This window comes from Variovorax sp. BGA-UO-ETr-C22 (assembly GCF_059567965.1).
The window spans coordinates 1,637,673-1,651,911 of record NZ_JCAQPA010000011.1 but is presented as its reverse complement, the minus strand read 5'-3'; the positions used below and the strand labels follow the sequence as shown (position 1 = coordinate 1,651,911).

14 protein-coding genes are annotated in these 14,239 nt (G+C 68.7%); 11 read left to right on the top strand and 3 right to left on the bottom strand.

The window, feature by feature from the left end:
• Window positions 1-20: 20 nt before the first annotated feature.
• Both AC57B8_RS27825 and AC57B8_RS27820 read left to right on the top strand, forming a co-directional pair.
• A complete protein-coding gene (locus tag AC57B8_RS27825; protein WP_496481360.1) occupies window positions 21-881 on the top strand; it encodes an OmpA family protein in 861 nt (286 codons plus the stop codon).
• 2 nt (window positions 882-883) lie between these two features.
• Window positions 884-1,321 carry a hypothetical protein gene (locus AC57B8_RS27820; RefSeq protein WP_062474559.1) on the top strand — a complete coding sequence of 146 codons (438 nt, stop codon included), beginning with the start codon at window positions 884-886 and terminating at the stop codon, window positions 1,319-1,321.
• A 39-nt stretch (window positions 1,322-1,360) separates the two neighbouring features.
• Here the strand turns inward: AC57B8_RS27820 and AC57B8_RS27815 are convergent, their stop codons facing one another.
• From AC57B8_RS27815 to AC57B8_RS27805, 3 genes are all read right to left on the bottom strand, one after another.
• A complete protein-coding gene (locus tag AC57B8_RS27815) occupies window positions 1,361-2,155 on the bottom strand; it encodes a winged helix-turn-helix domain-containing protein (RefSeq protein WP_496481359.1) in 795 nt (264 codons plus the stop codon).
• 3 nt (window positions 2,156-2,158) lie between these two features.
• Window positions 2,159-2,395, bottom strand: coding sequence for a hypothetical protein (locus tag AC57B8_RS27810; protein WP_095744972.1), 237 nt, complete (start codon window positions 2,393-2,395; stop codon window positions 2,159-2,161).
• Between the two features lie 732 nt (window positions 2,396-3,127).
• A complete protein-coding gene (locus AC57B8_RS27805) occupies window positions 3,128-3,949 on the bottom strand; it encodes a ferritin-like domain-containing protein (RefSeq protein WP_496481358.1) in 822 nt (273 codons plus the stop codon).
• A 261-nt stretch (window positions 3,950-4,210) separates the two neighbouring features.
• On the opposite strand from AC57B8_RS27805, the gene alaS reads away from it, so the two are divergent.
• The 9 genes from alaS to AC57B8_RS27760 all read left to right on the top strand — a co-directional run bounded on the left by alaS (window position 4,211) and on the right by AC57B8_RS27760 (window position 14,228).
• On the top strand, window positions 4,211-6,835 hold the full coding sequence (gene alaS, locus AC57B8_RS27800; RefSeq protein ID WP_496481357.1) for an alanine--tRNA ligase: 2,625 nt from the start codon (window positions 4,211-4,213) through the stop codon (window positions 6,833-6,835).
• 33 nt (window positions 6,836-6,868) lie between these two features.
• Complete coding sequence (locus AC57B8_RS27795) at window positions 6,869-7,885, top strand: 2-dehydropantoate 2-reductase (RefSeq protein ID WP_496481356.1); 1,017 nt, start codon at window positions 6,869-6,871, stop codon at window positions 7,883-7,885.
• Between the two features lie 40 nt (window positions 7,886-7,925).
• Window positions 7,926-8,456, top strand: a complete 531-nt coding sequence (locus AC57B8_RS27790; RefSeq protein ID WP_496481355.1) for a MolR family transcriptional regulator — start codon at window positions 7,926-7,928, stop codon at window positions 8,454-8,456.
• Between the two features lie 154 nt (window positions 8,457-8,610).
• On the top strand, window positions 8,611-9,870 hold the full coding sequence (locus AC57B8_RS27785; RefSeq protein ID WP_062474571.1) for a D-amino acid dehydrogenase: 1,260 nt from the start codon (window positions 8,611-8,613) through the stop codon (window positions 9,868-9,870).
• Window positions 9,871-10,061: 191 nt separating this feature from the next.
• A complete protein-coding gene (locus AC57B8_RS27780) occupies window positions 10,062-11,045 on the top strand; it encodes a Bug family tripartite tricarboxylate transporter substrate binding protein (protein ID WP_062474573.1) in 984 nt (327 codons plus the stop codon).
• Between the two features lie 20 nt (window positions 11,046-11,065).
• Window positions 11,066-11,881 (top strand): SDR family oxidoreductase, encoded by an 816-nt coding sequence (locus AC57B8_RS27775; RefSeq protein ID WP_496481354.1) that lies wholly within the window; start codon window positions 11,066-11,068, stop codon window positions 11,879-11,881.
• 43 nt (window positions 11,882-11,924) lie between these two features.
• Window positions 11,925-12,461, top strand: coding sequence for a cupin domain-containing protein (locus AC57B8_RS27770; RefSeq protein WP_062474577.1), 537 nt, complete (start codon window positions 11,925-11,927; stop codon window positions 12,459-12,461).
• Between the two features lie 27 nt (window positions 12,462-12,488).
• Window positions 12,489-13,358: an alpha/beta fold hydrolase gene (locus AC57B8_RS27765; RefSeq protein ID WP_496481353.1), complete on the top strand. Its 870-nt coding sequence runs from the start codon at window positions 12,489-12,491 to the stop codon at window positions 13,356-13,358.
• A 36-nt stretch (window positions 13,359-13,394) separates the two neighbouring features.
• The gene (locus tag AC57B8_RS27760) at window positions 13,395-14,228 is read left to right on the top strand and encodes an IclR family transcriptional regulator (protein WP_070060330.1); all 834 of its coding nucleotides are present in this window, start codon (window positions 13,395-13,397) and stop codon (window positions 14,226-14,228) included.
• Window positions 14,229-14,239 lie beyond the last annotated feature (11 nt).

Here is a 14,239-nt window from a genome sequence, read left to right as displayed (position 1 = left end):
AGAGAAAAAGAATGAAGCAGATGAACCGAACCCTGTCCGCCGTCGCACTGGCGGCCTTGCTTGCGGCCCTGCAGGGCTGCGCCTCGCCCGGCGCCGCCATCGACAAGGACGCGCAGGCGCGCGCCGCGGCCGAGAAGCCCGCGGCGCCCAGGTCCGAGGAGTTTCCGGCGCTGGACAGCGCCAAGTGGAAGCAGGGCGCCTTTCCGGGCACCGAGAAGTTCCAGCGCGTGCGCCCCGGCATGGGCAAGGACCAGCTGCGCGAGCTGCTGGGCTGGCCGCACTTCAGCGAAGGCCTGTGGGGCGTGCGCGAGTGGAACTACATCTTCCACTTCTACACGGGCAAGGGCAGCGAGCACGTCACCTGCCAGTACATGGTGCGTTTCAACGGAAGCGAGCTGATGACCGGCGGCTGGTGGAAGAACCCCGACTGCGCCTTGCTCGCGCAGCCGCCGGCGGCCACGCCGATCCCGGCCAGCACCAAGCTGGCGCCGCCGCAGAAAGTCACGCTCAATGCAGACGGCCTGTTCCGCTTCGACGGCGCCTCGCTCACCGACCTGCAGCCCGCCGGGCGCGCGCGGCTGGAGCACCTGGCCGTCGAGCTGCGCAACAACTTCCGCTCGCTGCACTACATCGTGGTGACCGGCCACACCGACCGGCTGGGCGGCGACGCCTACAACGAGGCGCTGTCGCTGGAGCGCGCCAACACCGTGCGCGACCTGCTGGTGCAGCAGGGGCTGGACCGCAAGCTGATCCGCACCGCGGGCATGGGCAAGCGCCAGCCGGTGGTGTCCGACTGCGAAGGCAGCCGCAGCACGCCGGCGCTGCTGCAGTGCCTGCAGCCCAACCGGCGCGTCGAGCTCGACATCGCAGGGGAGCAGTGACGATGAACGCGCCTGCTCCCTCGGGCTACCGGATCGCGCTGGTCGACTCCGACGCCTTGCAGCGCGCCTGCACCGGCAACTCGCTGACGGCGCTGGGGGCCGACTTCATTCCCTTCGTGCGCATCGCCGACCTGATCCAGGCGCTGGAGGTGGGCCAGCGCTTCGACGGGGTGATCGTGGGGCTGCACGCCGATGCGCAGAAGACGGTCGCGCGTGTGCCCGCGATGCACCAGGCGGCCGACTGGATGCTGCCGCTGCTGTACCTCACGCACCGCTCGGAGCTGGAGAGCGTGGAGTCGGTGCCGGTCGCGGTGCGCGCGCAGCGTTCTTTCGAACTGCTGCTGACGCCCGTGTCGAACGAGGACCTGGGCGTCTGGCTGGCGTCGCTGGACGGCCGGCTGAAGCCGGCGCGGCTGATTCGCGTGGGGGCGGACGCCTGACGCGCGCCCGGGGCCCGGCCCGCTGCGGGGCCGGGCCTGTCAGCAATTCACGGCAAGGGCGGCATGGCGTGGCCGGCCTCTTCGCGTGAACTCCCTCTCCTTGACGGGTTCGCGCCCGGGCAACACCGACACCAGCCGGTAGCCCTGCTTGTAGACCGCGCGCAGCTCGTAGCCGTTCGCGGCGCACAGGTCCAGGCGCTTGCGGATGTTGGCCGCGCACACGTCGAGCACGCGCGTGCCTTCATAGGGCGTGGTCTTGTCCCAGATCGACTGCCACAGCCACTCGCGCGTGATCACCTGCCCGGCGTTGCGGAACAACGTGACGGCAAAGGCGTACTGGCGCGGCTGCAGGCGGATGCGCCGCTCGTGCAGCAGCACCGTGTGGGCCATGTCGAGAAAGCGGTAGGGGCCCCAACTCGCCGCGCCGAGGCTGGTGGTCTGCGCGGCCTGCCGGGCGCGCAGCAGCAGGGTGCGCATGCGCCAGGCCAGTTCGTTGATGGCGTCGTCGATGCCGGCGCCGTGCAGCTCGATGAAGTCGTCCCAGCCCGGCGCGTCGCGCCAGGGCATGAGCTGTTCCCAGCGCCTGTCGCGCACGATGAGCAGCGTCGGGATGTTCAGCGCCCGGCAGGCGGCGAAGAGGCTGCGCGAAGCCAGCTCGTTCTCGACCACCAGGAGCAGCAGGTCGATTGGCTGGCCGCTGTCCAGCAACGCAAAGAAGTCGCCCGCACTCGAGAACCGCAGGGTGTCGTAGCCCAGGCGGGGCAGGCTGTGCAGCAGCTGGGGTCCGGTGGTGCCTTGCGGGTCGAGCAGGGCCACGCGCGTGGTCACCGGCATGGCTCAGGACGCCTTCTTGCCGTCCCGGACCGCCAGCACCACGATGCCCACGGCGCACGCCGCGAACAGCACGCCCGTCGGCACGGCGCCCAGGGTGCCCATCAGCCAGCCGTACAGGTCGGTCAGCATGGCGATGAGCCGGTTGCCGCGGGTCTGGCGGCTCAGGTCGTTGGCGATGAATGCGTTGAACGACAGCACTGAGAAAACCAGCGCCACAAAGCCAGCCACGATCCACTTCACGATGTTTTGCTCCCTTGGTCCCCGGCGCGGCGCAGGCTGGCCGCCCGGGTCGTTCGATGCTAGCGGGGGCTTCGGGGTGGGAGTCTGATGAATTCTTTCAGCGCCGTTCGGGGCGGCGGCGGACCGGTCTTGGGGGGGAAACGGGCCGCGAAAAATATATTTCCGGGTTTTTTACCTTCGCTGCCTCTTTCGCAGGCACCGCGTTGCAGGCCCCGCCAGGCAACGGTTTCGCGCGCTGCACACACGGTTTTCCACAACATTGTCCCCACCGGATTGGGAAAACCCGTCATGGCGATGTGGTAGGGCGACGGTCGGCCCGGTGGCGGGCAAAAAAATACCCGCCGGAGCGGGTATCTCGAGGGGCCCCCGAAGGGGCGCGCTCTAAGGCAAACAGAGAGCTCTTCTTTTGCGGCCCTGTTGCGTGACAGCAAGTGCATCCTCGGCGAGGACGCGCGCCCAGCATGTCAGCTGAAAAATGTCGTAACCGTAGGACAAGTTAAAAAGTGTGAAGAATTTGGCACTTTTTCGAGCTTCGGGGGATACCCTCGGTCCGAACGATCGTGCAGAACTGTCGGTGTTGTCCGACAAGCCGGGGGCGGCCCGGGCCCTAAATTTTGCGGACTCGCTTCAAGTGCGGGTTCTCTGTGCGTGACAGCAATCCAGAGATTCAGCCCAGCATCGTGCTGGGTTTTTTTTGCGCGTTTTCCGGCGTTTTCTGGGGTTTTAGGTCCGTCAGCGCAGGAAGACATGCTCCATGAACTGCCGGATCGGGTACTGGATCACCGTCTGCACCCGCGCCGGCAGCTCCAGCGGGCGCATCAGCATCTTGAGCGTGGCGGCGGGGCTCAGGTGGGTGCGGATGGTGCGGTTCATGTGCGCGCTCAGCTGCTGCACGTAGGCCGCGTCGCCGGCGCGGTGCGGAGCGCGGGCCTGCAGCACGTGGCGGACGGCGCAGTCGGCGTCCTCGCTTTTCAGTTCCAACGTGCGCCGGCCGATGGTGCCCATCACGCGGAAGCGGTTCAGCCGCTCCTGCGCGCGGTAGCGGCGAAAGAACCGGTAGAAGTGCTTGTAGTGGTTGACCTCGTCGGTCGCGATGCGGGTGGCGAGGTCGCGCAGCACCGGCTCGGTGGTGCTGCGGGCCATGGCCCGGTAGTAGGTGGCGGTGCCGGTCTCGACCACGCAGCGGGCGGTCATTTCCAGGGCGCGGGTCGGGGCCAGCAGCTCGACCTTGCAGTAGGTGGCGTACTCGTCGAGGAAGCCGCGGTAGGCGGTCTCCCAGGGAAATTCGGGCCAGACGTGGTCCACGTAGGCGCGCAGGGCCCGGCCGTGCTGCAGCTCTTCCTGCTCCCAGTGGCTCGACAGCCACTCGGTGACTTCGTCGTCACCCCGGAAGAAATCGACCAGGTTCTGCGTGTACAGGTCGGAGCCGCTCTCGATGAAGGAGGCCGACGCCACCAGGTAGAAGAGGTTTTCGTCCGTGCGCACCTGCTCGCGTGCGATGCGGGAGAAATCGAGGTCTTCGATCTTCCAGTGTTCCGACGCCTGACCCGCCATGCGTGCTCCTTGATTCATGTTGCCGATGAAAACAGGGAAGAAGCAGGCTGCAGCCGGGGAGGGCGCGCACCGCTTCAGCCGTCCATATTAGCCCCGGCTCCCGGATCGCGCGTGCGCAAGGCCCGCGGCGGGCCCGGGCACCATGCGCAAACCTATAATCGATTGTTCAAGCAAATCAAGCAGTTAGGCCGGTTCAACGCAGTGGTTTCGACGCAGGGTCGCCATCGCCAGGCCGCCCCCGACAGCAGACGAAATCCAAAGATGAGCCAGCCCACATTCACGGTCGCGGACATCCGCAAGACCTTTCTCGATTTCTTCGCCTCCAAGGGCCACACGGTGGTGCCTTCGAGCTCGCTGGTGCCGGGCAACGACCCGACGCTCATGTTCACGAACTCGGGCATGGTCCAGTTCAAGGACGTGTTCCTCGGCGAAGACAAGCGCCCCTACGTGCGTGCCGCCTCGGTGCAGGCCTGCCTGCGTGCCGGCGGCAAGCACAACGACCTCGAGAACGTGGGCTACACCGCGCGCCACCACACCTTCTTCGAGATGCTGGGCAACTGGAGCTTCGGCGACTACTTCAAGCGCGACTCGCTGAAGTGGGCCTTCGAGTTGCTGACCCAGGTCTACAAGCTGCCGGCCGAGAAGCTCTGGGCCACCGTCTACATCGAGGACGACGAGGCCTACGACATCTGGACCAAGGAAATCGGCCTGCCGCCCGAGCGCGTCGTGCGCATCGGCGACAACAAGGGCGGTCGCTACATGTCCGACAACTTCTGGATGATGGCCGACACGGGCCCCTGCGGCCCGTGCTCCGAGATCTTCTACGACCACGGCCCCGAGATCCCCGGCGGCCCGCCCGGCTCGCCCGATGAAGACGGCGACCGCTACATCGAGATCTGGAACAACGTGTTCATGCAGTTCGACATGCAGCCCGACGGCTCGGTCAAGAAGCTGCCCGCACCCTGCGTCGACACCGGCATGGGCCTGGAGCGCCTGGCGGCGATCCTGCAGCACGTGCACAGCAACTACGAAATCGACATCTTCGACGCGCTCATCAAGGCCGCCGGCCGCGAGACCGGCACGCAAGACCTGTCGAACAACTCGCTGCGCGTGATCGCCGACCACATCCGCGCCACCTCCTTCCTGGTGGCCGACGGCGTCATTCCCTCGAACGAAGGCCGCGGCTACGTGCAGCGGCGCATCGTGCGCCGCGCCATCCGCCACGGCTACAAGCTGGGCCAGAAGAAGCCCTTCTTCCACAAGCTGGTGCCCGACCTCGTGAAGCTCATGGGCGACGCGTACCCCAAGCTGGTGGCCGACGAGAAACGCATCATCGACACGCTGAAGGCCGAGGAAGAACGTTTCTTCGAAACGCTGGCCAACGGCATGGAAATCCTCGACGCGGCGCTGGCCGGCGACGCCAAGGTGCTGCCGGGCGACGTGGCCTTCAAGCTGCACGACACCTACGGCTTCCCGCTCGACCTGTCGGCCGACGTGTGCCGCGAGCGCGGCCTGAGCGTCGACGAAGCGGGCTTTCACGCCGCCATGGAAAAGCAGAAGGCCGCGGGCCGTGCCGCCGGCAAGTTCAAGATGGACCGCAACGTCGAGTACGCCGGCGCGGGCAACACCTTCACCGGCTACGACCACCTCGAAGAAAACGCCAAGGTCGTCGCGCTGTACCTCGAAGGCGTGGCCGTCACTGAACTGAAGGAAGGCCAGGGCGGCATCGTGGTGCTCGACACCACGCCGTTCTATTCGGAAAGCGGCGGCCAGGTCGGCGACCAGGGCGTGCTCGTGGCCGAAGGCGTGCAGTTCGGCGTCGACGACACGCAGAAGATCAAGGCCGACGTGTTCGGCCACCACGGCACGCAGACCCAGGGCACGCTGAAGGTCGGCGACACGGTCAAGGCCGCGGTCGACACCGCGCGCCGCGCCGCCACCATGCGCAACCACTCGGTCACCCACCTGATGCACAAGGCCCTGCGCGAAGTGCTGGGCGACCACGTGCAGCAGAAGGGCTCGCTGGTCGACGCCGACAAGACGCGCTTCGACTTCGCACACAACGCAGCCGTCACGCGCGAGCAGATCCTCGAGATCGAAAAGCGCGTCAACGCCGAGATCCTGGACAACGCGCCCACGCAGGCGCGCGTGATGGACCTCGAGTCGGCCCAGAAGACCGGCGCCATGATGCTGTTCGGCGAGAAGTACGGCGAGACCGTGCGCGTGCTCGACATCGGCACCAGCCGCGAACTGTGCGGCGGCACCCACGTGGGCCGCACGGGCGACATCGGCCTGTTCAAGATCGTCAGCGAAGGCGGCGTGGCCGCCGGCGTGCGCCGTATCGAAGCCGTCACGGGCGCCAACGCGCTGTCGTACCTGCAGGACCTCGAATCGACCGTGCACAGCGTGGCCGCCACGCTCAAGTCGCCGGCCGCCGAGCTGCAGGGCCGCCTCTCGCAGGTGCTCGAGCAGGTCAAGACGCTCGAACGCGAAGTGGGCGCGCTCAAGGGCAAGCTCGCGTCGTCCAAGGGTGACGAGCTCATCGCGCAGGCGGTGGACGTCAACGGCATCAAGGTGCTCGCGGCCAAGCTCGACGGCGCCGACGCCAAGACGCTGCGCGACACCATGGACAAGCTGAAGGACAAGCTGAAGACCGCCGCCATCGTGCTGGCCGCCGTGGACGGCGACAAGGTGCAGATCGCGGCCGGTGTCACGGCCGACAGCATCGCCAAGGTCAAGGCCGGCGAGCTGGTCAACTTCGTGGCCCAGCAGGTCGGTGGCAAGGGCGGCGGCAAGCCCGACATGGCCATGGCCGGCGGCACCGACGCCGCGGGCCTGCCGGCCGCGCTGCAATCGGTGCAGGCCTGGGTCGCCCAACGGACCTGAGGTCCTTTCCGCTCACCACCCACACAGCACTTCATGTCCGACGCGATCCCCGGTGAAGTGCTCGTGATGGGGGCGGGCACCATCGGTTGCTTCATCGGCGGCAGCCTGGCGGCGACGGGCGTGCCCGTCACCTTCGTCGGCCGCCCGCGCGTGCTCGACAAGCTCGCGCGCCACGGCCTCACGCTCACCGACCTCGACGGCGCCCGGCACAAGCTGGCGGCGCCCACGCTGCGCTTGTGCGAGCAGGTGCCGGTGGGCGCGCGGCCCGCGCTGGTGCTGCTGTGCGTGAAGAGCGGCGCCACGGCCGAAGCGGCGCGCGAGCTGGCCTTTGCCTTGCCGGCCGGCACCACGGTGGTTTCGTTGCAGAACGGCATCTCGAACTGCGCCGCCGCGGGGCAGGCCGGCCCGTCGCTCAACATCCGCGCCGGCATGGTGCCGTACAACGTGGCCGAGATCGACGACGGCGCCTTCCACCGCGGCACGCCCGGCCGGCTGGCCGCGGAAGACGACCCTGCGCTGCGCGACTGGCTGCCCGTGTTCGAGCGCGCCGGCGTGCCGCTCGACCTGCATGCCGACCTGCTGCCGGTGCAATGGGGCAAGCTGCTGCTGAACCTCAACAACCCGGTCAATGCGCTGTCGGGCCTGCCGCTGCGCGATGAGCTCATGCAGCGCGGCTACCGCCGCTGCTTCGCGGCGCTCATCGACGAAACGCTGGGCGTGCTGCGCACGGGCGGCATCGTGCCCGCGCAGGTGGCGGCCGTGCCGGCGCGGCGCCTGCCGGGCCTGCTGCGGCTGCCCGACTGGCTGTTTCGCATCGTCGCGGCGCGCATGCTGCGCATCGACGCGAAGGCGCGTTCCAGCATGGCCGACGACCTGGCCCTGGGCCGTCGCACCGAGATCGATGCACTCTGCGGCGAGGTGGTGCGGCTCGCGCAGGAGCACGGCCTGAGCGCACCGCGCAACGCGCGCATGGTCGCGCTGCTCGAGGCCTGGCCGCAACAGCCGAAGCGCTGGACGGCGCGCGAACTGCAGGACTCGCTGGGCCTTTAGGGCCTGTTCATCCGCACACTCACTTCGCCGGAGCCTCCCGATGCCCCACCATTTCGACGACCCCGAAGAGGGCCTCGCCCGCGAGACCAGTCACCCACGCTTCGTGACGCTCGCCGCCGACGATTTCTACTACGACCAGGCCGACGACTTCAGCCCCTTCGGCAGCGACGACGGCAACGACACGCTCTCCTTGCTGGAAGACTGGTACCGCGACGGCGGCAAGAACGGCAAGGTCGCGGGCTTCCTCAAGGCGATGCTCGCCGACTGGGATTTCGGCGTGCCGGAATCCATGCACCGGGCCGATGCCGACGTGCGCGAGACATGGCTGGCCGAGGAAGACATGCACGAGACCTTCCTGCAATCCGAATGCCGCGCGCGCGTCGCGACGGCCTTCGGACAGCTCAAGATCACGGGCGAGGTCGATCCAGCGATGCGCGACGAAGCACTGGCCGCCATCGCATGCCAACTGGCGCTGAACGAGCGCGCCCGTGTGCGCCATTCCGGCTGGCCGCACGCTGACGAGAACGAGGCGCGCCTGACCTCGATGCAGGCCGTGTTGAACGCTCTCTGACGGGGCGCATCCGCCGAAGCTGCCGGGCCGTCGACGAGGCCTGGGTGCTGCTTTCCATCGACCTTCTTGCGCAAGGCCCGCGAGATGTCGTGCGCAGCAGGTCGCCGACCCTGTACCCTCGGCCCATGGCGGCTTTCAAGAGGGAGGGGTTGTCATGCAGGTCCTGATTCTCGGCAGCGGTGTCATCGGCACCTCGGTGGCGTACTACCTGGCGCGCGCCGGGCATGCGGTGACGGTGCTGGAGCGCCAGCCGGCGCCCGCGCTCGAAACCAGCTTCGGCAATGCGGGCGAGGTGTCGCCCGGCTACTCGGCGCCCTGGGCCGGGCCCGGCGTGCCGGTGAAAGCGATCAAGTGGATGCTCATGCAGCACAGCCCGCTGGTCATCAAGCCGATGCTCGATCCGGCCATGTGGCGCTGGGGCCTGTCGATGCTGCGTAACTGCACGCAGGCGCGCTACGAACTCAACAAGGGCCGCATGGTGCGGCTGGCCGAATACAGCCGCGACTGCCTGAAGGCGCTGCGCGCCGACACCGGCATCCGCTACGACGAGCGCATGCAGGGCACGTTGCAGCTCTTTCGCACGCAGGCACAGCTCGACGGCACCGCGAAGGACGTCGAGGTGCTGAAGGCGTCGGGCGTGCCCTACCAGGTGCTCGACCGCGACGGCTGTGTGCTGCATGAGCCCGCGCTCGGCGCCGTGAAGGACAAGTTCGTCGGCGGCCTGCGCCTGCCGGGCGACGAGACCGGCGACTGCTTCAAGTTCACGCAGGCACTCGCCAAGCTGGCCGAAGCCGAGGGCGTGCAATTCCGCTTCGGCGTGAACATCCAGGCCCTCGAGCACGAAGCAGGGAAGGGCGTGACGGCTGTGCGCACCGACCAGGGCAGCTTCACCGCCGACCGCTACGTGGTCGCGCTCGGCAGCTACTCGCCCGCGCTGGTGCGGCCCTTGGGCATCGACCTGCCGGTGTACCCGGTCAAGGGCTTCTCGATCACGGTGCCCATCACCGACGCGAGCGGTGCGCCCGAATCCACCGTGATGGACGAGACCTTCAAGGTCGCCGTCACGCGCCTGGGCGATCGCATTCGCGTGGGCGGCACGGCGCAGCTTTCGGGCTTCGACCTGGCGCTCGATGCGCGGCGGCGCGACACGCTCGAGCACGTCGTGACCGACCTGTTCCCGCGCGGCGGCCCGGTGCGCGACGCGTCCTTCTGGACCGGCCTGCGCCCCATGACGCCCGACGGCACGCCGGTGATCGGCGCCACCCGCGTGCCCAACCTGCTGCTGAGCACCGGCCACGGCACGCTCGGCTGGACCATGGCGGCCGGCACCGGCCGCGTGATGGCCGACCTGGTCGCGGGCAGGGCGCCCGAGATCGACATGGAAGGCCTGACCGTCGCGCGCTACGGCGGGTAGCCGCTCCACGCTTTTTCCCTCGAAGGGCGGCCCGAAACGGCCGCCCTTTTTCGTGGGCCGCGCAGCCTGGCTTCACCTCAACTAGGGTTTTTACCTAGTCATGAAGTTGTCTTCGTCGGTATTCTCGCGGTGTTCCATTAATAAATCGTTGTTTCTTTAGTGAAACAAACCACCGATTCCACGGACCCTCGATGACACACACTCGCCGCCTCGCCATCGCCGCTGCCGTCTCCCTGGCCGCCGCTTGCGCTTCCGGACTCGCCTGGGCAGACACCTACCCCAGCAAGCCGATCACGCTGGTCGTTGCCTATCCGGCGGGTGGCGACACCGACGCCCTGGCGCGCCTGTATGCCGAAAAGCTCTCGGCCCGCGTCGGCCAGCCCGTGGTGGTCGACAACCGCCCCGGCGCCAGCGGCATCATCGGCAGCGCTTTCGTGTCGAAGGCCGCGCCCGACGGCTACACGCTGCTGCTCGCGCCCAGCACCTTCTCGATCGCGCAGCTGGTGCTCAAGACCGGCAGCACCTCGGGCTACGACGTGCTCAACGGCTTCACGCCGATCGTGCAGACCGGCAACCTGCCGCTGTTCCTCGTGGCCAGCGGCGCCAAGGGCTACACCGGCCTGAAGGACGCGGTGGCCGCAGCCAAGGGCGGCAAGTCGCTGAGCTACGCCAGCCCGGGCAGCGGTTCGCCGATGCACATCCTGGGCGAGATGTTCGCCCGCGCCTCGGGCACCAGCCTGGCGCACGTGCCGTACAAGGGCGTGGCGCCCGCCGTGAACGACGTGCTCGGCGGCCACGTGCCGGTGACCTTCATCACGCTCGGCCCGGTGGCGCCCTACATGCCCAACGGCAAGATGGTTCCGCTGGCCGTGGCCTCGCGCGAGCGTTCGCCGCTCGCGCCCAAGGTGCCGACCTTCGCCGAGCTGGGCTACAAGGACGTCGAGCTCACCGCCTGGAACGGCCTGTGGGGCCCGCGCAACCTGCCGCCCGAGATCGTGAAGACGCTCAACGGCCACTTCAACGAGATCCTGAAGATGCCCGACATCGTGGCGCGCATGGCCGTGCTGGGCACCACGCCCGTGGGCGGCGACGCCGACGTGCTGGCCAAGACCAACGCCGCCGACTTCGCGCGCTTCGGCAAGGTCATCAAGGAACTCGGCATCCAGGCCGACTGAACTTCACGGAGACGCCCGCCATGACCGACCTCAAAGCCATCGCCGATCCCTCCAGCCTGCAGGCCCTGCTGGCCGAGATGCCCGCCAACCTGCTGGCCGGCCGCCGCGTGCTCGTGACCGGCGGTGCGCGCGGCCTGGGCCTGGCGTTCGCGCAGTGCGTGGCCGCGGCGGGTGCGAGCGTGGTGCTGGCCGACATCCTCGGCGAGCTGGCCGAGACCGAAGCCCAGGCGCTGCGCGATGCCGGCCGCACGGCGCACGCGCTGGCCATCGACCTGTCGGACCCGGCCTCCATCGAGGCGGGCGCCGCCGAGGCGGTGCGCCTGCTCGGCGGGCTCGATGGCCTCGTCAACAACGCCGCCATCACCAACTCGGGCGGGCGCGACGCGCACCAGCTCGAGATCGACATGTGGGACCGCGTGATGAACGTCAACGTGCGCGGCAGCTGGCTCATGGGTCGCGCCTGCCGCCCCGCGCTGGCGGCCGGCGGCCGTGGCGCCATCGTCAACCTCGCGTCGGACACGGCGCTGTGGGGCGCGCCCAACCTGCTGGCCTATGCCTCGAGCAAGGGCGCCGTCATTTCCATGACGCGCTCGCTGGCGCGCGAATGGGGCGGCGACAACATCACGGTGAACGCCGTGGCGCCCGGCCTCACGCTGGTCGAGGCCACCGAGTACGTGCCGATGGCGCGCCACCAGAAGTACCTCGAAGGCCGCGCCATCCCGCGCGAGCAGCAGGCGGCCGACGTCTGCGGCGCGACCGTGTTCCTGCTGTCCGGCCTGGCGCGCTTCGTCACCGGCCAGCTGCTCGCCGTCAACGGCGGCTTCGCGATGCACTGAACCCGTCACCACCGACCGAATTTCCCGACCAAGGAGTACACCCATGAGCGATTTGTCCGAACAGCAGAAGATCAACAACACCCTGGCGCAGCCCGAAGGCAGCAGCCTGGCCGAGTGGATGAACACCCGCATCGCCCGCTACGAAACCCGCAAGTACGACTGGGACGCGCTGAAGTTCCAGGCCGACTTCGACCCCAAGTTCCGCCGCGCGCAGATGCGCTACGTGGGCACCGGCGGCACCGGTGTCGCGGCCGACACCAACACCGTGCCCTCGGAGCACTTCACCTTCTCGACCATGGTGATCCCGGCCGGCCACGAAGGCCCGCCGCACATTCACACCGACGTGGAAGAGGTGTTCTTCCTGATCCGCGGCAAGCTCAAGGTCGTGATCGAGAAGGACGGCGAGCGCTTCGAAACCATCATGACCGACCGCGACCTGATCTCGGTGCCGCCCGGCGTGTACCGCGAAGAGATCAACATCGGCGACGAAGACGCGCTGATGTGCGTGATGCTCGGTGCCAAGAAGCCGGTCACGCCGACGTACCCCGCCGACCACCCGCTGGCCAAGATCAAGCGCTGAGCGAGCGAGCCAGCGAGCGAACAGGCCATGAGCACCGTCGACATCCCCGCGCAGACCCTGCCGGCTTCCGAGCTGGCGCGGCTCGACGCGCGCTTTCCGGCCCGCGACGTCGCGGTGGGCGGCGGCGCGGTGGTGTCGGTGCGCGAATGCGGACAGGGCCCGGTGATCGTGTGCCTGCACGGCATCGGCTCGGGCGCGGCCTCGTGGCTCGACACCGCGGCGCTGCTGGCGCCGCAGGCCTGCCTCATCGCGTGGGACGCACCGGGCTATGGCCGCTCGACGCCGCTGGCCTCGGCCGCGCCGACCGCCGCCGACTACGCCGCACGCCTTGAAGAAATGCTCGATGCGCTCTCGATCCGCTCCTGCGTGCTCGTCGGCCATTCGCTGGGCGCCATCGTCGCCGCGTCGGCTGCGCGCAGCGATGCGAGCGCCAGTGCCCGCATCCGCCGCCTCGTGCTCGTGAGCCCCGCCATCGGCTACGGCGCCGCCGGGCGCATCGACGCCCGCGCCAAGGTGCGCGCCGAACGCCTGGCCACGCTCGACGACCTCGGCATTGCCGGCATGGCCGCCAAGCGCGCGGGCCGGCTCGTGTCCGACGGTGCCAGCGAACACGCCCGCCAGTGGGTGCGCTGGAACATGGCGCGCCTGAACGACCACGGCTACTGCCAGGCCGTCGAGCTGCTGTGCAACGCCGACCTGCTGGCCGACCTGCCGCCGCCGATGCCCGTGCGCGTGGCCTGCGGTGCGCTCGACGTCGTCACGCCGCCGGCTGCCTGCGAAGAAGTCGCGCGCCGCTGCGGCGTGCCCCTCGAATTGGTGGACGATGCGGGTCACGCCGGCTATGTGGAACAACCGCAGGCCGTCGCCGCCTTGCTGCGCGAATCGCTCGCCGGCTGACCCGACACGAACAAGACAACCGAGAGGAATTCCAAGATGGCCACCGACAACGAAGTGATGGAAGAGGGCGCAGACCGCTACAACGTGCCCGCGCTGGAGCGCGGCCTGCGCGTGCTGTGCGAGTTCAGCCGCGAGAGCCGCACGCTCTCCGCGCCCGAGCTGGCGCGCCGCTTCGACCTGCCACGGTCGACCGTCTTCCGCCTGCTCACCACGCTGGAGAACATGGGCTTCCTCGAGCGCGCCGAGGGCGGCCGCGACTACCGCCTGGGCCTGGCCGTGCTGCGCCTTGGCTTCGAATACCTGGCTTCGCTGGAACTCACGCAGCTGGGCACGCCGCTGCTCAACCGCCTGTGCGACGAGCTGCGCACGCCCTGCAACCTGGTGGTGCGCGACGGCCGCTCGATCGTCTACGTCGCCAAGGTGGCGCCGGCCACGCCGTTCGCCAGCTCGGTCACGGTGGGCACGCGCCTGCCGGCCCATGCCACGGTGCTGGGCCGCATCCTGCTGGAAGACCTCACGCTGCCGCAGCTGCGCGCGCTGTACCCCGAAGACAAGCTCGAGACCTTCTCGCCGAGCACGCCCAAGACCGTGAACGAACTCTTCGACATGGTGCAGGCCGACCGCCAGCGCGGCTATGTGCTGGGCGAGGGCTTTTTCGAATCGAACATCTCGACCATCGCCGCGCCGGTGCGCGACCACAGCGGCCACATCGTGGCGGCACTGGGCGCCACCATCACCTCGGGCCACATCGACGAGAACCGCATGGACGAGATGGTGCAGCGCGTGCGCGGCACCGCCGACGAGATCTCGGGCCTGCTCAATTACTCGCCCGCACGCACCAGCAAGGTGGTACCGCTGCGCAGCGCCTGACGACTGATTTC